We start from the raw sequence: 22,858 nt of genomic DNA on the forward strand, positions 1-22,858 counted from the left end.
TGAAATGATCGTGGCGTGTCACGCTTTCCGGCTCTCCTGGGTGCCCAGTGGTCACTGATCGCGGAGTTGTTGCCGCGCCTGACGGGCAAGCCAGGCCGGAAGTTCTCCGACGCGCGCACGATGGTTGAAGGCGTCGTGTATCGCTACCGCACCGGCGTCGCCTGGCGCGATCTGCTCGAGGTGTACGGGCCGTAACAAACGGTATGGACCTGGCATCGACGTCTGGCCGATGACGGCACCTGGGACCGCATCCACGCGGCACTGACCGCTGCCGCCGACGCGGCGGGGTTGATCAGCTGGTCGTTGGCAGCCGACTCGACGATCGCGCGCCCATCGGCACGCGAGGAACACGACCCGCATCACCGGGGGATTGGATCGAACTACAAGAATCCGGGATGCGGGGCGCCTGACTACGCCGTTGGTCGCACACGCGGTGAGTTGTCAGCGAAGATCCACCAACTCCTCGACGTGCGCGGACGATCCCTGGTCACGTTGCTGACGCCCGGACAAGCATGCGACTCGCCCATGCTGTTGCTCTTGCTGAACGAATTGCGCGTCGCGTGCGCATCGGGTCGGCCCCGCACCCGGCCTGAGGCGCTTCGGGGCGACAAGGCCCCCTCCTCACGAGCGATCCGCACGCACCTGCGATCCCGTGGAATCAAAGCCGTCATTTCCGAACCCGAGGACCAGAAAGGCCACCGGCGACGGGGCGGCTCTCGCGGCGGCAGGCCCGTCGGCCTCGACGCCGCCGACTACAAGAACCGCAAGGTCATCGAACGCAGCTACTGCCAGCTCGAGCAATGGCGCGCCATCACGACCCGATACGACAGACACGCTGTGACCTATCGCGCCGCCATCATCCTGCACTCCGTCATCACCTGGACGAAGGCTTTGCCAGACACGCTCTAGGTGTGATGTCCAGGGAGGTTGTTGAGCCTGGTGGCAGGCACGGCACCGATCGCGGAGTGGACGCGATGATGATTGTAGAAGTGCAGCCATCCAGGCAACGCGGCCCTGCGCTCCGTCTCTGAGCTGTAGAACCGGGCGTAGGCCCACCCGTCAGCGAGCGTGCGATGGAACCGCTCAATCTTCCCGTTCGTCTGCGGCCGGTAGGGCCGAGTCCGCTTGGGCTTGATCCCGAGCTCGGCACAGGCATCACGCCAGGCATGCGAGCGGTAGGCCGAGCCGTTGTCCGAGAGCACCCGCTCCACCTCCACGCCCAGGCGCGCGAAGTGGGCGACCGCGCGGCGCAACACCGCGATGGCCGTCTGGCTGCGTTCATCGGAGTGCATCTCGACATAGGCGAAGCGGGAGTGATCATCGATCACGGTGTGCAGAAAGCCCACCCCGAGCCGGGGCTGGTATCGGGCATCACGGGTTCCTTCGCGGTCCGAGGTCGCCGCGCGGTGCTTCAGGCCCTGCTGGCGCCCGACGAATCGGTGTCCGCCCCCGTCGGGGATGCGCCCGAACTTGGTGACGTCGACGTGGATCAGCGACCCGGGGTGGGGGTGCTCGTAGCGGCGGATCGGCTCGCCGGTGACCCGGTCCAGACGGGCGAGGCGGTTGATCCGGCAGCGCACGAGCACGGCATGGACGGTGGAGGCCGGCATCCTGAGTTCTCCGGCGATCTGTGCCGGCCCCAGGCGTCGGCGCCATCGGGCGGCCACGATCTGTTTCACCACCGCCGGCGGTGTTCTGGTCGGCATCGTGGACGGCCGGCTGGACCGGTCTGCCATCCCTGCAGGTCCCTCGGCCCGGAAGCGTGTGGCCCATTTGCGTGCGGTGGGTGGGGAGACCATGAACATCTTGGCCGCGGTGGCGACCGGCCAGTGCTCCTCGACGATGAGCTTGGCCAGGCGTAGGCGGGCGCGAGGGGTCAGGGCGGCGTTAGCGTGGGACATGAAGGCCTTCTGTTCGCGTGAGCGGTTTCTCGACAACTCCACTCTCGCAACAGGAGGCCTTCGCCTGTCAGCTGTTCACGCAACAACGTCCCTGGACATCACATCTAGGTGTACTGACCGGGGACGGTGGTCATTCCTGAGAAGGGCGGCTGGTCCCCGCAGGCTGTGTGGGGTCGGTGATGGTTGTCGTAGGACCGCCAACCGCCTGGGTATGGACCTCATCCATCCTCGGCCACCTGCACCAAGTTCTGGATGGTCGGGTTGACGCTCAACCGGGACAGCTCAGCGCTGAGTCGGGCGATCACGCGCCCGCCCCGACCGAAGCCACGAAACCCCCGGGTGAACGTGATGCGCGTGCCCATCCCGGCCGGCTGCATAAGCAGGTGCAGGTAGTAGCCGCGTGGGTCGTGGTGCTTCCCGCCGCTCCAGTGCTCCTGCCAGGCGATCGCCAACCGGTCGCCGGTGCGCTCGTCGACGACCTTGCGCAGTTCGATCGTGGCCGCCTTCTGCTCGCGCAGGATGCGGTGCTGCTCGTCGAGGTGCACATCCGGGCCGCCGTAGAACCACTGGACCACCAGTTCCGGACTGCGGGCCACCGTTGCAAGGCGCTTGATATCCACCGGCACGAAGCGCGTCACCGCGACCGTGGACTCAACCAGTCCGTCGAGCAGCCCGGGGATTGGGGCCACGTGCCGGATGCCGTGGGCAATGGCAGACGTGTCGGCGTCCAGGTCTGTCCGTAAGGCCTCGACGTCGACCCCGCAGCCACGCAGTGCCTCGGCGGCACCCGTGGTGGGGTGATCGATGAGGGTGCGCAGCGCCTCCATCTCGCCGCCTGCCTCCTGCAAGGACGTGACCAGCTGCTCGGTGAGCGGGCTCATCTCAAGCTTAGGAGTGGTGCTCCACAGTTGGGCGATCGAGCGCCGCCGCGGCTGCCCGAGGGTGCTCGCATCGATTCCCAGGCTGGCCAGATCGTTGACGTCGCGAGTGTGGGTGGCCTCGCGCAGCGCCGCGACGGTCACGCCATGGCGGGCCAACAGCTCGGCGGCAGGACCCCCCGAGACTGCCAGGGCCGTGAGTAGGTGGTCAGGGGTGACCTCCTGGGCGCCGGCCAGCAGCGCCTCGCGCCAGGCGGTCACGATGATGCCCATGTTGCGGCCGGTGCCCATGAAGAGTCTCTGGATGCGATTCATGGCTTCTCCTGACGGGTGGGGTGGAGCAGGGTCGGGTCGATCCGCTTGGCGAACTTCTTGTGGACGGCCTGCCGGGTGACGCCCAGGGCGTCGGCGATCTCCGGCCAGCCCATGCCCTGGGCCAGCGCGGCCTCCACCTGCTGCAGTTCCAGCTCATCGGCGAGCCGCCGCAGGGCCGAGACGGCGCGCAGGCCACGGCGGGGATCGTTGGTGTCGGCTGCCGAGTTGGCGAGATCTTGTCCATCCATGCGTCAACCTTGGTTGCTATCCCCCCGCTTGTCAACTATGGTTGCTCTACGGGTTTGAGCGGGCGCGGCCGTCGCCGGGGTGCGGGCATCTGCCGATGGAACTGCGACTACTAGCCTCCTGTCATAGTCGCTGACCACTTGATCAACGTCTCCGGTAAGTGCGCCTAGGAGTGTGTGGCCGTCCTCGTGTGAGACTGTCAACAAATTGACCGGTTACCTACAGGTCAGCTTGAGCGTGAGGAGACGGCGTGTCCCTGGAGAGCACCCACGGCACCTACATGACCCAGCGGCAGCTGGAGTCCACCCTGTGGGCTGCTGCGAACGCGCTGCGCGGCCCGGTCGAACCCGGGGACTTCAAGGCGTACGTCTTCCCTGTGATGTTCTTCAAGTGGATCTCCGACACCTGGGACTTCCATCACGCGACCGCGCTCGAGGAGTGGGGTGACGAGCTGACCGAGGAGATCGAGGCCGACTACCAGCCCTTCACGATCCCGGACGGCTGCCACTGGAGCGACGTTCACAACAAGACGACGAACGTCGGCGTAGAACTCAACAGCGCCCTCCAGCGCATCGAACAGGCCAACCCCGACCTCACCGGCGTCTTCGGCGACGTGAACTGGGCGAACAAGGACCGCCTGCCGGAGACGGCCCTGGTGACCCTCCTGGACACCTTCCACGAAGTGCAGCTCGATCCGAACCACGTCCGCGGCGACATGCTCGGCGCCGCCTACGAGTACCTGCTGCGCGAGTTCGCCGAGGCCTCGGGTAAGAAGGCCGGCGAGTTCTTCACGCCCCGCCACGTCGTGCACCTGCTCGTGAAGATCCTTGACCCTCAGCCCGGCGAGTCTGTCATCGATCCGGCCTGTGGTTCCGGCGGCATGCTCGTGGAGACCGTCAACGCCGTGCGCGCCGCGGGTGGAGACCCCCGCACCCTCAAGTTGCGCGGTCAGGAGGTCAACCTCACGACCTCGGCGATCGCCAAGATGAATCTGTACCTTCACGGGCTGCACGACTTCTCGATTCGCCGCGGCGACACCTTCCGCGAGCCTCGCTTCGTGGCCGGCGGCCGGCTGGACCAATTCGATGTGGTCATCGCCAACCCACCGTTCAGCCTGCAGAACTGGGGGGCGGCGCAGTGGTCGAACGACCCGTGGGGGCGGGCGTTCTGCGGCGTCCCGCCGGCTAAGAACGGCGACTTCGCTTGGATCCAGCACATGGTCGCCACGATGAAAGACGACACGGGCCGAGTCGGCGTCGTGGTGCCGCACGGCGTGCTGTTCCGCGGAGGCAAGGAGGGGGCAATCCGGCAGTGCCTGCTGGAGAAGGACCTGATCGAGGCCGTGATCGGCTTGCCGACCAATTTGTTCTACTCCACCTCGATCCCGGTGTGCCTGCTCATCCTGCGCAAGACGCAGCCGGCCCAGAGGCAGGGCAAGGTCCTGGTCGTGGACGCCTCAGCGAAGTTCCAGCCGGGGAAGAACCAGAACACGATGGACGAGAAGGACATCGAGGCGATCCACGCGGCTTACGCCCGGGGCGCGGACATCGACGGTGAGGATCAGGGGCTGCACCTTCGACTGGTTGAGATGGACGAGATCGCGGACAACGGGTTTGACCTCAACATTGGCCGGTACATCACGACCGAGGCCGCGGCCGAGGTCAACGTGGAGGCGGCCCTGGCGGCCTACCAGGACGCCCGCGCCGAGTTGCGCGCAGCCGAGCGCGTTCTGGATGAGAAGTTGAAGGCGGCGGGGTTCAATGCGTGAAGGATGGCGTGAGTTCGCATTGGGCGATCTCTTCGAGACGACAAACAAGCGGCTCGGGGCTCACAGAGAGGAGCCTGAAGTTTTCTCCGTCACCAAGAGCGACGGCTTTGTGCCGGCGGCCGACTACTTCGGAAAGCGCGTTGCCTCTGCAAAGCTCGACACGTATAAGGTAGTTGAGCCTGATGAATGGGCTTACTCCACCATCCACATCGACGAGGGATCTATCGCGCGAAACCGCCTTGGCCGTACAGGGGTGGTCAGCCCGATGTACACGACGATGCGGTTGCGCGGCGGGCGTCTCGATCCTTATTTGGCGGAACTCGTCCTGCGATCTCCCGAGATGCTCGCAACGTACGGCGACGCCCAGCAGGGAAGCATCAACCGTCGACGTAGTCTCCCTTGGAAGTCCTTTGAAACTCTGATGGTAAACCTCCCGCCGCTGGAAGAGCAGCGCCGGATCGTAGATCTCATGACTGCCGTGGATGACGCCTTCGAGTCCACGACGCAGCTCGCCGACACCGCCGAAGTCCTGTGGTGGGAACTCACCCGGGACCTGGAAACCGCCTGTGACGGACTGGATCTGAAACCCTTGGGTGACATCTCCGACATCCACGGAGGTCTGACGAAGAACAAGAATGACGCGCTTCGACCTGACGTTCTTGAGGCCCCGTACTTGCGGGTCGCAAACGTCTATCGACGCTACTTAAACCTCGACGAAGTTAGCACCATCGTGGCCAGTCAGAAGCGCATCGAAGGTGCGATCCTCCAGCCTGGTGACCTGCTGATGAACGAGGGGGGCGACCGGGACAAGCTCGGCCGTGGAACCGTGTGGCGCGGACAGATCGACGGTTGCACCCACCAGAACCACGTATTCCGGGTTCGGGTCACCGATGCCGAGTTCGTGCCTGAGTTCGTGTCAGCCTGGGCGAACAGCTACGGCAAGAAGTGGTTCGACATCAACGCATCGCAGACTACCGGCATCGCCTCGATCAGCAAGACGACCCTGTCGAAGTTCCCCGTCCCGGTGTTGCCCTACGCGGATCAGGAACGTTGGGCGGACCTGCTGGACACGCTGACTACTCATGAGTGGGAGCTGCGGGTCCAGCTGAAGAACCTCCGCGACCTCCGCTCCAACCTGCTCACCGCCTTGCTGTCCGGTGAGCACGAGATCCCCGACGCCTACGACGAAATCATGGAAGTGTCTTCATGAACGACTCGGACCTGATTGTCTATTACTCCCGGAGCATCCCCGTCGACGAGGAGATGCTTGCTCCTCTCGGGCTCGTGACGTGGGCTGCGATCCGTCTGCATTCCACGATCCGAGACATCCTTACCCGCGACCTTGGAGACGGCCTGAGCGACAAGCCCTTCGACATGACCTTGGGCAGGGCTATGAGCGCCTTGGGTCGGACAGCGTCTGAAACCGGTGAGCCCTGGGCGGCCATGATCCGCGACTGGTACGTAAAGTACGGCTCCCCGGCGCTTGACAAGCGCAACAGCGTTACCCATGCGATCGTCTACACCGCCGAAGACGGCAAGCAGGCCCTCATGAGACCCCGCAGGCATGGCGGTACCCGTCTCACCGTGGACGATCTCCATGACGCTGCCGGACATCTCACCCTCGCATCTGTTCGCCTGGGCGAGGCGCGGGATGCCTGCATCACCGTTACCAAGGAGTCGACCTCATGAATATTGGGGAGATCCTCAGCGTCCAGACGCCACTCGTTCAGGCCCTCGCCGGCGTGGGATGGCAGCACATCTCTGGCGACCAGCTGGACCGCACCGATGAGGACCCGTTCCACTCGCGCGAGGTCGAACAGGCCCTGATTCGGCTGAACCCGGCGATCTCCGAGGACCGGCAGCGGGCCCAGGAGATCCTGCGTCGGCTGCGGACAGTGCCGCTCACGGCACGCGACTCCGGCCTCGTTGAGGCAAACCGCGATTTCGCAGCCTGGCTCAAGGGCGAAGTCACCCATGAGTATGTCGGAACCAAGGGCTCCGTGCCGGTGACCCTGATCGACTTCGAGGACTTGTCCAACAACACCTACATAGTTTCGGATGAGGTCCGCTACGGCACACCGGGGCACATCGCCCGGTTCGACGCCGTGCTGTGGGTCAACGGCTTCCCGCTCGTCGTCGGCGAGCTGAAGACGCCCCTGGAGAAGAACAAGTCGTGGGCCACGGGCGCACGTGAGCTGGTGGACACCTATCAACCGGGATGGGCGCCCTTCTTCGTGTCGAACGTGTTGTGCTTCGCTACCGAGGGCAAGCAGTACCGGTACGCCGGCGTGGGCACGCCCCTGCAGCACTGGTACATGTGGGGTGCTGTCCCCGACCAGCCGCGGCTGAGCCACGTCCTGGAGACCGCAGCCTCCATGCTGACGCCGGCCGTCGTGCTGGACTTCCTGCAGGACTTCAGCATCTTCGAGGCCTCCCAGACAGCAGCGGCGGGCTCGCTGAATAAGCTTCTGGCCCGCTACACCCAGTACGAGGCCGTGAACCGCATCGTGGAGCGCGTGAAGGACCCGGACAAGCGCAAGGGTCTGATCTACCACACCCAGGGCTCGGGCAAGACCCTGGCGATGGTCTTCGCCGCCGGCAAGCTGCTGCGCGACCCGGAGCTGAAGAACCCGACGATCGTGCTGGTCGCGGACCGTGTGCAGCTCGTGCAGCAGTTGTGGGATCAGTTCCGCACCACGTCGATGCCGCGGCTGCAGGTGCCCGGCAGTGCGGCCGGCCTGCGGTCTGCGCTGTCCTCGGATCGGCGCGGGTTGATCTTCACGACGGTCCACAAGTTCGCCGGCGCCGGTGTGCTGAACACCCGGGAGAACGTCGTTGTGATGGTCGATGAGGCCCACCGCACCCAGGAGGGCGATCTGGGTCAGACCATGCGCGCGGCCCTGCCGAACGCCAACCTGTTCGCGTTCACCGGCACGCCGATCGCCGACGTGGACCGCAACACCTTCGCCACGTTCGGGGACGAGTTCGACCCGGGCAGCGCGCTGCACACCTACGGGACGGATGAGTCCATCCGTGACGGCATGACCGTGCCGATTCACGTGGCCCCGCGCAAGGTGGAGTTCTCCCTCGACAAGGAGGCTTTGGACCAGGCCTTCGCCGTCATGGCCGCCGATGAGAACCTCAGCGACGAGCAGCAGGACGAGATCGCGCGCAGGGCCTCGCGGGCGGCGACGTTCTTCGCCAACCCGGAGCGCATCCGTGCAGTCTGCGCCGACATCGTGGACCACTTCTACGAGACGGTGGACCCGCTGGGCATGAAGGCCCAGATCGTGGTGATCGACCGCGCCGCGTGCGTGGCCTACACCGAGGAGCTGGACCGTCTGCTCCAGGAACGGTACGAACGCCAGAGCGTCGCCGCGCGCACGGATCCCTCCGCGGAGCCGCCCGTGCGCGATGAGGTCGGCGTCGTCATGACGGTGGGCACGGCTAAGGGTGAGGAGCCGGCCTGGCAGAAGTACGCCCTCACGGACGCCCAGGAGGCGGCACTGCTCAAGCGGTTCCGCACCTTCGATGACCCGCTGAAGTTTCTGGTGTGCACCTCGAAGCTGGGCACCGGGTTCAATGCCCCGATCGAGGGGGTGATGTACCTGGACAAGCCTTTGAAGGACCACACCCTCTTCCAGACGATCACGCGCGCGAACCGCACGTGGCGCAACCCGCAGACGGACGCGGACAAGCGTTACGGCATCATCGTGGACTACGTGGGCCTCGGCGCCGGCTTCGCCAAGGCGATGGCCCCGGCCGACCCCGACCAGGTGGCACCGCAGATCGAGGTGTCCGGGCTGATCGAGATGTTCAAGGGCCAGCTCGAGCACATGATGGCCCGCTTCGCCGGCATTGACATCGACGAGCCCGGGCCCCAGACGCTGATGGACGCCCAGGCGCGCATCCCGGGCCAGGCTGACCAGGAGCGGTTCGCCGCGGACTACGCGATGCTCGAGGGCGTATGGGAGTCGCTGTGGCCCACCGATGGCCTGCGGCCTCACCGGGGCGCGTACCGGTTCCTGTCCCAGGTCTACGCCTCCCTGCAGCCCTCCCCGGGTGAGGGAGAGCACCTGTGGCACCGGCTGGGTGTGAAGACGCTCGAGCTGGTCCACCGTCATATGGACGACATCACCGTCACGCGTGCGGATGAAGTCGTGGTCGCCGACGAGGACACGGTGCGCACGCTCATGGACGAGGGCCTCTTGGATGACCCGAAGGAAGTCGAGGGCAAGAGCGCGGACGACCTCATCGACTCGATCGCTCAGCGCCTGAAGAAGCGGCTGGCCGGGCCCTCGGGACAGAGCCCGCAGTTCAAGTCTCTGGCGGAGCGGCTCGACCGTCTGCGTGAGCGCACGATGGCGGCCGCCCAGCAGTCCATCGAGTGGCTGCGTGAGGCCTTCACGTTGGCCAAGGACCTCACGGCCGCCGAGAAGGCCGACGACGAGGGCACGCTCGAGCTGCTCCCCGACCCCCGCATCGGGGCACTGACGCAGATCTTCATGGAGTTCGCCCCGGAGGACGCGCCGATGCTGGTCGAGCGAGTGGTGAAGGACATCGACGCGATCGTGAAGCAGGTGTCCTACGACGGCTGGGAGGCGACGCTGGAAGGCGACAGGCTCGTGCGCCGTCATGTGAGGCAGGTGCTGCGCAAGCACCGACTGCACCAGACCGAGGGGCTGTTCGAGAAGGCCTACGCCTACATCGCGGAGCACTACTGATGGACGGTCGGGTGCGAGCGTGAAGGTCGGCTACGCCCGGGTGAGCACGCGGGACCAGGAAGGATCCCTCGAGGGCCAGGAGGCAGCCCTGACCACGGCCGGATGCTCGAAGATCTTCCGGGACCGCCTCTCCGGTGCCAGAGCCGACCGGCCCGGTCTCACCGAGGCGTTGGCCTACCTGCGTGATGGTGAGGACACCCTCGTCGTCACGCGTCTGGACCGGCTCGGCCGGTCCCTGCCGGATGCGTTGCGCACCGTGCAGGCCCTGGCTGATCGGGGGATCGGCTTGCAGGCCCTGGACGTGGACCTGGACACCTCCACGGCCTCGGGACGGCTGATGCTGAACATGCTGCTGATGCTGGCCGAATGGGAACGCGACCTCCTCCGAGAACGCACCCGTGAAGGTGTGGCCCGCGCCCGAGCTGCCGGAAGACTCCCGGGACCGAGGCCGAAGCTCGACGCGGAGAAGATCGCCGCCGTGCGTGCTGTGGTGGCAGGCGGGCAGCCCGTGGCAGCGGTGGCCCGCTCGTTCGCAGTCTCCCGGCCCACGATCTACAAGGCGCTGGGGACAGCGTAGAAGGGCCGTTCATGGGCCCCGGCTGGTTCTGCTTAGGATCAGCGCTGATGCAGTCGCGCATCCCCATTCACTCGAGCAAGGACCCGCCCATGTCACGACGCTCTCTGGCTTCTCTGGCCACTGCTGCCGTTTTCGTCGCCACCGCCGTCCTGGGCGGTGCTGCTCCTGCTTCGGCCGGCACCACGTATTCGGCGCCGTTGCGCACGGCTGTGTCGTCTTTGCCGGTGGCTGCGGAGGTGAATGCCGGCTATGACCGGGCCGCTCAGTTCGGTGACTGGAAGGATGCGAACGGGGACTGCCAGAACACGCGGGCTGAGGTGCTGATCGCTGAGTCCAAGACCATTCCGACGTACACCACGACGCGTAAGTGCACGGTGGCCAGGGGCAAGTGGGTGACCGGTTGGGATCTGGTCACGCACACCTCTGCCTCGACGGTGCAGATCGATCACATGGTGCCTGTGCATGAGGCGTGGGGTTCTGGGGCGCGGTCTTGGACGCAGGCCAAGCGGGTGGCGTTCTACAACGATCTGGGCGATGCCCGGTCCTTGAACGCGCAGACTTCGGCGTTGAACTCGGCCAAGCAGGCTCGGGGTCCGGAGGCGTGGCTGCCGCCGAAGAACCAGTGCCAGTACATCGCTGACTGGACTGCGGTGAAGATCCGTTGGGGGTTGAAGGCTGATGCGACGGAGAAGGCGTTCTTGGTGAAGAAGGCCGCTTCCTGCGCGAACACCGCGCTGACCGTGACTCGGTACTGACCTAACACGTCCCATCGCGCCCGCCCCCTAGCCACACTCGGTTAGGGGGCGGGCGCCGTCGTATCTGGAGGTGCCAGATACGAAGGTTTTTGGCGCACTCCCAGTTGAGTGTCCTCGGAGTCTGGCTCGCCCTGGCAAAACCTTGGACAGAACCCCCGCGCCTAAACGGCGGGCTAGTTGGGCATGCTGGCGCACGGCATGGTGGCGGCCGCGCACCTCCTGGCGGTCAAGCCCGAGCGGAGCGAGGGGCTGAGCGCAACGTGGGTCCAGGGGCCGTGCCCCTGGTGCCTGGGTGCGGGGCGGCATGAGCGCCCGCGACATGCGTCTGTTTCCGACGAATCCTGGGCGTGAGGCTCCGGTGACACACACGTGGGCCGGCGGCAGACGAATCCCCCGTGAACGAATCGAGATTCACGAGAGGGGCCGTGCTGATGACGACGACGCCGGAGATGGTGCAGGTGGGCATGTCGGGGGTGCCTGCGTGGCTGTGGGAGGAGCTGGGCTGGTTCAGCGACGACGTGCTGAGGCGGTACTTCAGCCACCGTGGCCTCCAGGTCTACTACTCCGACGGCGGGAGCCCGCAGTACCTGGAGTCCGTGGGGGTGCTGGCGTGGGAGAGGGCTATCGAGGTGTGGTCCGGGGCGATCACGCAGGGGCAGACCGTGAAGGGGGTCCTGAGCAAGGGCCGGCTGTCCGAGGCGCTGACGGAGCTGCTGAACGACGAGCTGGACCTGGATCCGGGCGCGGTGTGGCTGGACCGGGACAGTCCGGGGCCGAGCGTGTTCATCGCGGCGGGCTGGGACGTGGACTGGTGGCGGCCGGAGCTCGGTGTGGAGGTGGCCTCCGAGTACGAGGGTGCTCCGGTGGTCGAGAAGGTCCGGGAGGCCATGACGACGGCGTGGTCCATGGGCGCCCGCGCCATGCTCGGCGGGACGATCTACGCCACCGACCGGCCGGCCGGGCCGGCGTTCATGCTCTCGGCCGAGGGGCTGGTCCTGGAGGCCGCGTCGGAGTCTGCGGTCGGGGCGGTCTCGGAGCTGCTGGGACGTGGACCGGACCTGCCCGTTTGGGAGGTCCCGTTCATCGCGCCGAACGCGGCGCCGACGGGGCCGCTGACGGCTTGGACGTGGGCGTTCGGGTGAGCGGGGTGTTGGCCGGGTACGCGCGGGTGTCTACGCGGGATCAGGCGGAGTCGTTGGTGGCCCAGCGGCAGGAGCTCGAGGCGCTGGGGTGTGAGCGGGTGTTCGAGGACGTGGTGTCCGGGGCGCGGTCTGAGCGGCCGGGGTTGACCGCTGCCCTGGACTGGGTGCGGGAAGGGGACACGCTGGTGGTCACGCGCCTGGACAGGCTTGGCCGGTCCACGGTGGACACGCTGAGGACGGTGACCGCGCTGGAGGAGCGTGGGGTGCGGATCAAGGCGCTGGATCTGGACCTGGACACGGCCACGGCCGGTGGCCGGCTGGTGGTGCGGACGCTGGCCTCGCTGGCCGAGTGGGAGCGGGACCTGCAGGTGGAGCGGACTCGGGTGGGTCTGGCGCACGCTCGCGCCCAGGGCCGGGTCGGGGGCCGGCCGCGCAAGCTGAGCGTGGCGGCGGTGGACGCGATCAAGGCGTCGGTGGAGGCCGGCGTGCCGGCTGGGGACGTGGCCGCGATGCACGGGGTGTCCCGGCGCACGGTCACGCGGGTGCTGGCGGGGGAGTACGAGCGGTGAGCGCGGCGATGTGTGTCACACGCGCGGGGGCCGTCGGGGTCGTATCCCTGGTGCGTGGGCCGGACGGCCCGGCGGACACGAGCACGAGGAGTGGATCATGAGGCAGCAGATCGACCGGGACAAGACCGTGACCGGGTACGTGGCCACCGAGCCCAAGACGGTGGAGACCGCGCGCGGGCAGATGGTCGCCTTCCGGCTGGCCGAGCCCCAGCAGGCGTTCAACAAGGAGACCCGGCAGTACGAGGACCTGGCCCCGCGGTACTACGACGTGGCCGTGGGTCGGGAGCAGCTGGGCAAGAACGTGCTGGCTTCGGTGGAGGTCGGGCAGCGGGTGTCCGTGACGGGCAACCACTCGATGGAGGCCTACGTGGACCGGGACGGCAAGGCGGGTCTGGGCAACCGGATCTGGGCGGAGGACGTGTCCGCCTCGATGCAGCACAACACGGTGCAGGTGCGTCCGGGCGTGCAGGCCGGGGGGCCGGGGCGTGAGGCGGGGCTGGAGCGGCAGTCCCCGGAGCGCGTCGCCGCGGACCCGGGGTGGCAGGCGTCGAACCAGCCTGTGGAGCAGCACTTCGGTGTCGAGCAGGGCGGGCCGGCGCTGTCCGGCCCGAGCCGCTGAGGCGGGGGCCGACTCATGCGGATGGCGGAGAGCAAGGTGTCGTGGAGCGGCGAGGTGGCTGCGCCTCCTCGGGTGTTGCGTGAGGACCGGGGCGGCACGCTGGGTCCGGCGTGTGTCGTCGTCCCGCTGATCGCCCCGGCCCGCGAGGACGGGGGCGACCGGGCGTATGCCGAGATGGTGCTGGTGGCCGGTGAGGTCGGGGACGAGCCAACGTGGCAGTCGCGTGCGGCCGTGGAGGCGCTGACCACGTTGCAGGTCGGGGACAAGGCGTTTGGGATCGGGGCGTGGGAGCTGTTCGACGCCAACGTGCAGTGGGCCGAGCACGCCGGTGAGCGGACTGGCCCGGGTGCGGGCGGGTCGGTGCAGGTGGATCGGATCACCGCGCGGGTGTTCGGTCGGGGTGACTACGGCGGCTCCGACTACGAGCGGATGGGCGCCGAGGGTCAGGGGCTGGTGCTGCGTGAGGAGCACGTCAAGGACGCCTTCGTGGTCCAGGACTGGGGGCAGGCGCTGTGCCCGGCGGGGCTGATCCGTGAGGGCGAGCAGGGGCCGGACGGTGAGCGTCTGGTGGTGCGTCCGTTGGTCTCGGCGGCCGAGGCGCGTGAGGCGCTGTGGACGACGCCGACGCACACCTACCTGCCCGCGTGGAAGGTCCAGCAGCAGGTAGCCCGGTCGCAGGTCGATCAGGCCGTCGAGGCGATGACCCGGGGGGAGCTGGGTGTGTCCGCCCTGAGCATGCCCGGGACCGACGGCGTGAGCCGCTGAGGACAGAGGAGAGCAGATCATGATGCTGGAGTCGAACAAGTACGTCGTCGGGGAGGTCGCGGGGCCGCCGCGCGTGCTGGCACCCCAGGGAGCTGGTGAGCTGGGCGACTTCGCCGTGGTCATCCCGCTGAAGGTGAAGAACCGGTTCGAGGGGCAGCCGGACTACTGGGACGTGGTGATCGACGCGGGCGAGGACCCGACCGAGCCGGGCCCGCTCTCGGCGCGCGGGCAGGCGGTGCTCGAGCAGGTGCACCAGGGTGACCTGGTGGGCGTGGCGGGTGACTGGCACGTGATGGCCTCGGCGGCGTCGCCGGGCACCGTGTCGATGCAGACGCACCGGCTGTACGCCATGGAGATCAACGACGGCGACGGCAACCCGCTGAAGGTGGACCCGGAGGCGGTCATGCCCCCGATGGATCCTCGGGAGCCGTTCGTGGTGGAGGACTGGAATGCTCCGCTGTACCCGCGCGGGGCGTTCCTGGAGCGGGAGCCGTGGGACGAGAGCCGGCTCGAGCTGGGGCAGGCCTCGAAGCAGGTCATGCGGCCGTTGACCTCGGCGCAGGAGGCCAAGGAGGCGGTGTGGACCACGCCGATGCACCGGCGGCCGCACGCGCTGGCCGAGCGTGGCGTGGAGCCGCGTGAGCAGCCGGCGCCGCAGGTGCAGGTGCGTGCCACCGATGCGGAGCTGGAGCAGGCCGGTGTGGACCGGGAGGAGCTCACGCGCGGGGCGCGCCGGCTGTCCTTGGAGTTGGGGGCGCAGTTCCTGCCGCGTGAGGCGGATCGCCGCTCGGCGGCCGAGGCGCTGGAGGCCATGGAGCCCCGTCGCGGTGCTCGGCCGGCGCGGGCGACGTGGACGCCGGAGAACCCGCGCGCGACGACGGCCCAGCGGCGGGTGCCCAAGGCCGCCGGCTCCGAGATCGACCGGGCGGCCGAGGCCATGGCCCGTGGGCAGGTGCCCAGTCCCGGGGTGTCCGGGCCGGAGGGATCCGGCCCGTCCCGCTGACCCTTCGGACCGAGGTGCGGTCCACACGATTCGATCCACAGCACTGGTGAGGCAGTCGTCTTGACTTCCCGCCGGTGTTGTGGAGTTATGTCAAGTAGTTGCGGAGAGAGCAATGGCACGTAGAAAGTCCGCGGGGCCGGTGTCGGGGCAGATGTCGTTGTTTGACATGGCCTTAGCGCAGGACGAAGCACAGGGAATCCAGGAGGAACGTGATGGAGCAGTTCGAGAGCGAGACCAGCGACCTGATGCTTCTGCAGCAGTCGGTTCGGGCACAAGCGGAGACCGAGTGGGAGGCCGATCCGACCGTGTGGCAGAGGCTGGACGAGGAGACGGCGTACTACGATCCGTCCCCGGATCGGATGGGGGTGTACGCGGACCCGGACGTGCTGGAGGAGTACCCGACGGTGGCCGAGGCGATGCTGAGCCTTCCGCGGTACCAGGGGGTGAGCCCGGAGTTCGGGAGGTACCTGCGGGCGATCGTGCTGACCAGGCACGCACAGCTGGCCCCGGATCGGGTGAGCCCGGTGGGGAGAGCGGAGTTCGAGGCGATGCGGCCGGAGGCTCAGCTGGCCGCGGGGCTGAGGCTCCAGGCGCTGGCGGACGAGGTGTTCTCCTGGATGAGCGGCCAGGGGATGGACCCGTTCCCGGGTCGGAGCGAGCTGCCGCGTCTGGTGACCGACGAGGTGCGCGAGGTGATGCTGACGCCGCAGGGCTGACCGGCCAGCCGGGGGCGGACACGCCGGAGGCTGACCGGTCAGACCGGTTCAGCGATATGACCCGCCGGGTGCTGGCCGGTGGGCTGCCGTATGAGCCGGACAGTGTGGCCGACCGGCAGGCGCGGGCGAACATGGAGGCGGACACGACCCCGGACACCACGGTATCTGCCCAGGTCAGCGGCCCGGACACGGGCGTGGCCGCCCCGGAGGCGGCGGACAGCGGGGCGGACACCACCGCGGACACAGACACCGCCAGGACCGGCGTGGTGACCGCCGGTGGCCAACCGTGGACAGGGGGCTCGCGGCGTCCGGCCAGGTGGCAGGACAGGCTGACCGCGAACGTGGCCGCGCTGGAGGTGCTGGCCACGCTGGAGCAGGAGGCGCGGCCGGCGACCGAGGCCGAGCAGCAGACGCTGGCCGGGTGGTCGGCGTGGGGGGCGCTGCCGTTCGTGTTCGACGAGGCGGACGAGCGGGTGGCCACGCAGGACCGGGAGCGGGTGCGGGAGCTGCTGGGTCCGGTGGGCTGGTCCCAGGCGCGGGCGACGACGCTGAACGCGCACTACACGGACCCGGCGGTCGCGGCGGCGATGTGGTCGGCGCTGGGCTCGGCCGGCTTCGAGGACGGGGCGGTGCTGGAGCCGGGGTGCGGGTCCGGGGAGTTCATGGGCGCCGCCCCGGCGGGGGCGCAGATGGTCGGTGTGGAGCTGGATGAGACGACGGCGCGGGTGGCCGCGTACCTGCACCCCGACCAGCAGGTGATGGCGGCCGGGTTCGAGAAGACGATGTTCCCGGAGAACTCGTTCTCCGCGGCGGTCGGCAACGTGCCCTTCGGGGGCTACTCGGTGGTGGACAAGACCCACAACGGGCAGGGTCACTCGATCCACAACCACTTCATCCTGAAGTCGTTGCGGCTGACCGCGCCGGGTGGGTACGTGGCCGTGATGACCTCCACGCACACGATGGACGCCAAGCGCGAGACCGCGCGGCGGGAGATGGCCCGGTACGCCGACCTGGTGGGCGCGGTGCGTCTGCCCAACGGGGCCATGGCGGCCTCGGCCGGCACGGACGTGAAGACGGACGTGCTCGTGTTCCGCCGGCGCAAGCCCACCGAGAAGGTGGACCAGGACCGGGTGGCCGGGTGGGTGGAGGCGGAAACGCTGGCGGTGCGGGACCCGGAGGGCAACGAGCACGAGGTCAACTACTCGAAGTGGTTCAAGGATCACCCCGAGCGGGTGGTCGGAGAGGCCGGCTACGCCAGTAGCGCGTTCGGGCCGAGCTACGCGGTCCGGGCTGAGGCGGACGTGGATGTGGCCGAGCAGGTGGAGGTGTTGCTGACCGAGCAGATGCTCGACGCCCGGTTCGGTGGGTCCAGTGCGCTGTCCTACGCCCCCGAGGTGGCTGAGGGGGTGGCGGTGGACACGAGCCCTGGTCTGCGGTTCGCCCCGGAGCCCGAGGCTCAGATCGGGCATGTGCGGCACAACGCGGGGGGCTGGTTCGAGCAGTACCGTGCGGGGCTGACGTGGGAGCGGGTGAAGATCGCCCGTCCCCTGTTCGCGCAGGCCAAGTCGTTGCTGGCCATGCGGGACAAGGCCACGGAGGTGCTGGCCGCTCAGCGCACGGGTGCGCCCGAGGCCGAGCGGGAGCAGCTGCGCGGGGAGCTGCGTGGGCTGTGGGAGTCCTACGTGGGCTACCACGGGCCGATCTCGCGCGGCGAGGACAAGTACGGGCCGCCGTCGAAGGCGGACCGTGATCGGATGTTGCGTGAGCTGGAGACGCAGTGGCGTGACAGCCTGCCGCAGGACGGCGACGTCGCGCCGGCGGACGTGCCCGTGCCGGAGGACCTCGCGGCCGAGTGGTTGGAGGCGGCGACCGCCTCGGAGTTCAAGAAGCGGGAGCAGAAGCACCTGGAGTTCCTGGCCGGGGACCCGAAGCTGGGGCTGATCCGTTCGCTGGAGGTGTACGACGAGGCCACGAACTCGGCCACGCCGGCACCGATCATGACCCGGGATGTGGTGCAACACCGGACCCGTCCGGAGCGTGCGGAGTCCGTGGAGGACGCGATTGCCATCAGCATGGACGAGTCCCGGACCGTGGACGTGGGCCGGGTGGCTGAGCTGCTGGGCGTGGACCGGGCGCAGGCGCGTGAGCGCATGTCCGGTGAGGTGTTCCAGGTGCCCGGCACTGAGGAGCTGGTGCCCAAGACGACGTACCTGTCCGGGAACGTGCGCGCCAAGCTCGCGGCGGCGCGTGAGGCCGCGCAGGCCGACGCGGCGTTCCGGGAGAACGTGGCCGCCCTAGAGGCCGTGGTCCCGGCGGAGATCGCGCTGGCGGACGTGTCGGTGAATCCGGGCGTGCGGTGGGTGCCCGAGGACGTGTACGCGCAGTTCGTCTCGGAGACGCTGAAAGCCCAATGCCAGGTGCAGCTGAATCCGGGCACGGACGCCTGGGAGATTGAGGTCCCCAAGGGTGGGGTCGCCCCGGATGTGCGGTATCGGTGGGGCGTGGAGAAGCGCACGCCGGCTCAGCTGATGACCGCGGCGATGAACATGAAGACCGTGACCGTGACCGTGGAGCTCGAGGAGGGCAAGCGGGTCAAGGACGAAAAGGCCACGGCGGCCGCCCGGGCGAAGGTCGAGGAGATCCGGGCTGAGTTCGGGGTCTGGATGATGCAGGACCCGGCGCGCGTGGAGCGGTTGCAGGAGCTCTACAACGACGCCTTCAACGCCCACGTGGCCCCGGACTACTCGGGCGCCGGTGCGCGGCTGTCCCTGCCGGGGCTGAACGAGTCGATGACCCCGTACTCCTACCAGCGGGCGGCGGTGGCCCGGGCGGTGTCCGAGCCGACCGTTCTGCTGGACCATGTGGTGGGCGCCGGCAAGACCGGCACGATGATCATGTCCGCGATGGAGCTCAAGCGCACCGGGATCGTGGCCAAGCCGTGCATGGTGGTCCCGAACCACCTGGTGGACCAGATCGCCACGGAGGCCACGCAGTGGTACCCGGACGCGAACGTGATCGCGGTGCCCACGGGGCTGGCCGCCCCGGCCCGGCAGGAGTGGATGGCGCAGGTCGGGGCCGGGGACTGGGACCTGGTGGTCATGCCCCAGACCACGTTCGAGAAGGTCCAGATCGACCCGGTGAAGCAGGCCGAGTGGCTCAAGCAGTCCCAGGACGAGCTCGAGGCGGCCACGGCCGGGCAGGACCAGGACGCCGGCTGGGTGAAGCGGTCGGAGAAGGCGAAGAAGGCGCTGGAGCGTCAGCACGAAAAGATCGCGGCGAACACCGATCCGGGGGTCACGTTCGAGGAGACGGGCATCGACTACCTGCTGGTGGACGAGGCGCACATGTTCAAGAACCTGGCCCGGTCCTCAGACCTGGCCGAGCTGGCATGCTCGGGGTCCCAGCGGGCCATGGACCTGGACTTCAAGCTGCGCGCGCTGCGGGAGGTCAAGACGGAGGCGGCGGAGCGGGCCGGTGTGGCCGGTCCGGGGTACCTGCCGGCGGTGGCCACGTTCGCCACGGGCACCCCGGTGGCCAACAACATGGCCGAGATGTGGGTGATGCAGCACTACCTGCGCCCGGACCTGCTGGAGGCCGCTCGCGTGGACACCGTGACCGCCTGGGGTCAGGCGTTCACGAAGGTCAAGCCCCAGCTGCGGCCCACGGTGACCGGCGACGGCTACCAGCAGGTGATCAAGGTGGCCGAGTACGTGAACGTGCCCGAGCTGCTGTCGATCAACTCCGCGTTCACCGACGTCGTGCTCCGGGACCAGCTGGAGACGACCCTGCCGTCCGTGGCCACCGGTGACCGGATCCTGATGGCCCGCCCGCCCTCGGAGCAGGTGGCCCAGTACGTGGACCAGCTCAAGGAGCGCATCGAGCTGGTGAAGAACACGCCGCCGACGAAGGGGGCGGACAACATGCTCGTGATCGTGGGCGACGGGCGGAAGGTGGCGCTGGACGCGCGCCTGGTCGGCATGGACGCGGACCCGGACGGTGGACGTGTGGGCGCGGTGGCCGAGCAGATCATGACGATCCACGAGCGCACCAAGGACACCGAGTACCGGCTGCCCAACGGGGAGGTCTCCGAGACCACCGGGGCTCTGCAGATCGTGTTCTGCGACCAGTCCACGCCCACCGAGGACGGGTCCTGGAACGTGTACGACCAGCTGCGCGAGGACCTGGCCGCGCGCGGGATGGACCCGGAGAAGGTGGCGTTCATCCACGAGGCCAAGACGGACGAGGCCCGGGCGGCCTTGTTCGAGAAGTGCCGGGACGGGCGGGTGAACGTGATCATCGGCTCGACCCAGAAGATGGGCACGGGCACGAACATCCAGACCCGCGCGATCGCCCTGCACCACATGGACGTGCCCTGGCGCCCGGCGGACCTGGAGCAGCGCGAGGGCCGGATCATCCGGCAGGGCAACCAGAATCCCGAGGTGTCGATCTACGCCTGGGCCACCGAGCAGACCTTCGACGTCTACAGCTGGGACATGATCGCCCGCAAGGCCACGTTCATCGCCCAGGTGAAGGCCGGTCAGCTCAACGGGCGAACCATGGAGGACGTGGTGGCCGGGCTGGAGGTCAGCGGCGCCTCGGCCGCGGCGGTGCTCTCCGGGGACCCGCGCATCGAGCAGCTGGCCACGCTGAGCATGGACGTGGAGCAGCTGACCCGCGCGCAGAGCGCGTGGTCCCAGCAGCGAGCCACCCAGCGGGTCGAGCTGGGCCGGTACGAGGCCCGGCAGGCGTTCCTGGCCGGACGGCAGGACGCCCTGATCGGGCTGGCCGCGCAGGTGAGCCCTACCGGAGGGGATGCGTTCGCGTTCACGACGACGGACGGACAGACGATCCGCAACCGTGGGGAGGCCGGGGAAGTCCTGGTGGCCGAGCTGCGCCGGCAGGCGGCGCGCACGGACCGAACCGACTTCCTGGACGCGACCGACCCGGAGCCGTTGGGCACCCTCGGCGGTGTCCAGGTGGGCACGGTCCGGCACGCCTCGCAGGTGTACCTGGTGCCGATGCAGGCCCCGAGCGTGCGCCGGGCCTGGTCCACGGCCCAGGTGCTCGGCGGGGACGTCTCGGCGCAGGGCTCGATCATCTCGGCGGAGAACTTCGTGGCCGAACTGCCGAACCAGCTGGTCAAGGACAAGCGCGAGCTGGACCAGTTGGCCGAGACCATCCCCGCCATGCAGGAGGGGCTGTCCGAGAGCCGGTTCCAGCAAGCCGACGAACTGGTCGCCAAGCAGCGTGAGCTCGCGGCGCTGGAGGCTGAGATGCGGGACGACGTGGACGAGTCCCTGCGCCCGGCCGTGCTCGAGTACACCGCGGAGCAGCTGAACGAGCGTGGCCTGCTCGGTCACCACACCGTCCCGCGTGAGGGCGATGTGTGGGAGTACAACAAGGCGTTCTACATCGTGGGGTACACGGACAAGTCCGTGGGCGTCCACCAGCGTCAGCTGTGGGCCTGGCCCGTGGACGGAGACCCCAAGGACGCCATCGCGGCCTCCCGAATCCAGGCCACGGGGCGGATGGTCATCCGGCGGGAGTCGGGCCTGAACGAGATCGAGCAGCGAGCCATGCAGGCCGACCTCGACCGAGACCGGATCGTGCCGAACCCAGGTATGGCGAAGGGGTACGACGGGGAGGTGCTGCGCGAGCACCAGGACCGGACCGTGCGACAAGGCCGGCTCGACGCCGAGGGGAACATGATCGAGTCCTCCACCGGGGCGCTGATCCGCGACGAGGAGTTCGTGCGGTTCGGGTCTCCGGTGATCCTGATCGACGCGACCAGCCCGGAGTCGGAGCAGGCTCGTCGGGATGCGATCGCAGAGCAGGCGTACACGCGCTGGCCGGACGAGCTGATCCCCGGTCAGGTGCTCCAGGAGGACATCGACGGGTTCGGGTACGCCGGGGACATCGTGCGGATGCGCCCGGGGTACGGGGAGCGGCGGGTGGCCGTGTCCCCGGACACCGGGGCCGCGCGTGAGCGGATGAGCGGGTCGGCGGCGGCCGGCACCCGACGGTGGCAGGTGGCCGACGCCGTCCAGCTCTCGGACGCCGAGCGCGAGAGGCTGTGGGGGGCCAAGACGCGCAGCGTGCAGGTCGGAGACCTGCGGCCAGGGGATACGGTCATGGCCACGGACGTGGACACCTCGGCCACGGCCAAGGTGCCCGTGACCATCCTGAAGACCGGCTCCGGCGGCAACCGGAACATCGTGTACGCCGACCAGGGCGGGGCCAAGCAGGAGTGCCGCCGCCGGGAGACGACGATAGTGACGGTGCTGGGCCGGACACGCGGGGCGCTGGAGCTGCCGGAACTGGCCACGCTGGCCGCCGAGGCCGGTCAGCCGGTCAAGGCGTGTCCGGCCAGGCAGATCAGTCCGGACAGCCAGTGGGTTGGCCGGACACTGGCCGTGGACACGACGGTGGACAGGGTGGCCACCGAGCGCGCAGCCGACGGGCTGAAGGTCGGGACGGTCATCGCCCAGGACTCCCGGACCATCGGGTCTCCGTATAGCGGTACGGAGGAAGTGGCCGTGCTGACTCTCAAGGACGAGGCGGGCGGGCAGTTCCAGGTCACCTCCCGCGACGCCGGCCACGTGTGGGAGTACGAGGGGAAGCTGGACGTGGAGAAGGTGTTCGGTGCTCGCCCGCTGGAGGGCTCGGTGCCCGATGCCGCGCCGGGACCTGAGACGGTCGGGGTGACAGGCGAGGCCCCGGCAAAGCAGGTGCCCACCGCCCCACCGGCGGCGGGCAAGGCCCCCGCCCTGGGCCGGGACGGGCTGGACTGGATGGGCATGGGTCCCGCGGGCCAGCCGGGCCTCGGGGTGGACCCGACGCGTCCGCCGCAAACGGGGGTGGACGGTCCCGGCTTGTGAGT

At 68.6% G+C, this 22,858-nt stretch carries 16 protein-coding genes and 1 pseudogene; 14 read left to right on the forward strand and 3 right to left on the reverse strand.

Features of this window, described 5'->3' with window-relative positions; all coding sequences use genetic code 11:
• The first annotated feature begins 15 nt into the window (after positions 1–15).
• Positions 16–909, forward strand: a pseudogene (locus tag AAG742_RS03380) (IS5 family transposase).
• Here AAG742_RS03380 and AAG742_RS03385 read toward each other — a convergent pair.
• The 3 genes from AAG742_RS03385 to AAG742_RS03395 form a co-directional block, all read right to left on the reverse strand.
• Entirely contained in the window at positions 906–1,901 is a 996-nt protein-coding gene (locus AAG742_RS03385; protein WP_343282308.1) for an IS481 family transposase, read from the reverse strand. The pseudogene AAG742_RS03380 and the gene AAG742_RS03385 sit on opposite strands and share 4 nt — an antisense overlap.
• A 218-nt stretch (positions 1,902–2,119) precedes the next feature.
• A complete protein-coding gene (locus AAG742_RS03390) occupies positions 2,120–3,094 on the reverse strand; it encodes a Clp protease N-terminal domain-containing protein (protein WP_343282309.1) in 975 nt (324 codons plus the stop codon).
• Complete coding sequence (locus tag AAG742_RS03395) at positions 3,091–3,342, reverse strand: hypothetical protein (protein WP_343282310.1); 252 nt, start codon at positions 3,340–3,342, stop codon at positions 3,091–3,093. The genes AAG742_RS03390 and AAG742_RS03395 overlap by 4 nt, the downstream gene beginning before the upstream one ends.
• Before the next feature lie 248 nt (positions 3,343–3,590).
• On the opposite strand from AAG742_RS03395, the gene AAG742_RS03400 reads away from it, so the two are divergent.
• From AAG742_RS03400 to AAG742_RS03460, 13 genes are all read left to right on the forward strand, one after another.
• Positions 3,591–5,108 (forward strand): class I SAM-dependent DNA methyltransferase, encoded by a 1,518-nt coding sequence (locus AAG742_RS03400; protein WP_343282311.1) that lies wholly within the window; start codon positions 3,591–3,593, stop codon positions 5,106–5,108.
• Positions 5,101–6,318: a restriction endonuclease subunit S gene (locus AAG742_RS03405; RefSeq protein WP_343282312.1), complete on the forward strand. Its 1,218-nt coding sequence runs from the start codon at positions 5,101–5,103 to the stop codon at positions 6,316–6,318. Before AAG742_RS03400 ends, AAG742_RS03405 begins: the two co-directional genes overlap by 8 nt.
• A complete protein-coding gene (locus AAG742_RS03410; protein ID WP_343282313.1) occupies positions 6,315–6,797 on the forward strand; it encodes a hypothetical protein in 483 nt (160 codons plus the stop codon). Before AAG742_RS03405 ends, AAG742_RS03410 begins: the two co-directional genes overlap by 4 nt.
• Positions 6,794–9,832 carry an HsdR family type I site-specific deoxyribonuclease gene (locus AAG742_RS03415; protein WP_343282314.1) on the forward strand — a complete coding sequence of 1,013 codons (3,039 nt, stop codon included), beginning with the start codon at positions 6,794–6,796 and terminating at the stop codon, positions 9,830–9,832. The genes AAG742_RS03410 and AAG742_RS03415 overlap by 4 nt, the downstream gene beginning before the upstream one ends.
• Before the next feature lie 19 nt (positions 9,833–9,851).
• On the forward strand, positions 9,852–10,409 hold the full coding sequence (locus AAG742_RS03420) for a recombinase family protein (protein ID WP_343282315.1): 558 nt from the start codon (positions 9,852–9,854) through the stop codon (positions 10,407–10,409).
• A 47-nt stretch (positions 10,410–10,456) separates the two neighbouring features.
• Positions 10,457–11,164: an HNH endonuclease family protein gene (locus tag AAG742_RS03425; protein ID WP_343282316.1), complete on the forward strand. Its 708-nt coding sequence runs from the start codon at positions 10,457–10,459 to the stop codon at positions 11,162–11,164.
• Between the two features lie 425 nt (positions 11,165–11,589).
• Complete coding sequence (locus AAG742_RS03430) at positions 11,590–12,306, forward strand: hypothetical protein (RefSeq protein WP_343282317.1); 717 nt, start codon at positions 11,590–11,592, stop codon at positions 12,304–12,306.
• Between the two features lie 5 nt (positions 12,307–12,311).
• Positions 12,312–12,875 (forward strand): recombinase family protein, encoded by a 564-nt coding sequence (locus tag AAG742_RS03435; protein WP_343282418.1) that lies wholly within the window; start codon positions 12,312–12,314, stop codon positions 12,873–12,875.
• Positions 12,876–12,972: 97 nt separating this feature from the next.
• Positions 12,973–13,494: a single-stranded DNA-binding protein gene (locus tag AAG742_RS03440; protein ID WP_343282318.1), complete on the forward strand. Its 522-nt coding sequence runs from the start codon at positions 12,973–12,975 to the stop codon at positions 13,492–13,494.
• Between the two features lie 54 nt (positions 13,495–13,548).
• Positions 13,549–14,259: a hypothetical protein gene (locus tag AAG742_RS03445; protein ID WP_343282319.1), complete on the forward strand. Its 711-nt coding sequence runs from the start codon at positions 13,549–13,551 to the stop codon at positions 14,257–14,259.
• Between the two features lie 19 nt (positions 14,260–14,278).
• On the forward strand, positions 14,279–15,262 hold the full coding sequence (locus AAG742_RS03450) for a hypothetical protein (RefSeq protein WP_343282320.1): 984 nt from the start codon (positions 14,279–14,281) through the stop codon (positions 15,260–15,262).
• A gap of 212 nt (positions 15,263–15,474) precedes the next feature.
• Positions 15,475–15,978: a hypothetical protein gene (locus AAG742_RS03455; RefSeq protein ID WP_343282321.1), complete on the forward strand. Its 504-nt coding sequence runs from the start codon at positions 15,475–15,477 to the stop codon at positions 15,976–15,978.
• A gap of 104 nt (positions 15,979–16,082) precedes the next feature.
• A complete protein-coding gene (locus AAG742_RS03460) occupies positions 16,083–22,856 on the forward strand; it encodes a helicase-related protein (protein ID WP_343282322.1) in 6,774 nt (2,257 codons plus the stop codon).
• Positions 22,857–22,858 lie beyond the last annotated feature (2 nt).

It is taken from the genome of Micrococcus sp. 2A, from assembly GCF_039519235.1.
GTDB lineage: Bacteria > Actinomycetota > Actinomycetes > Actinomycetales > Micrococcaceae > Micrococcus.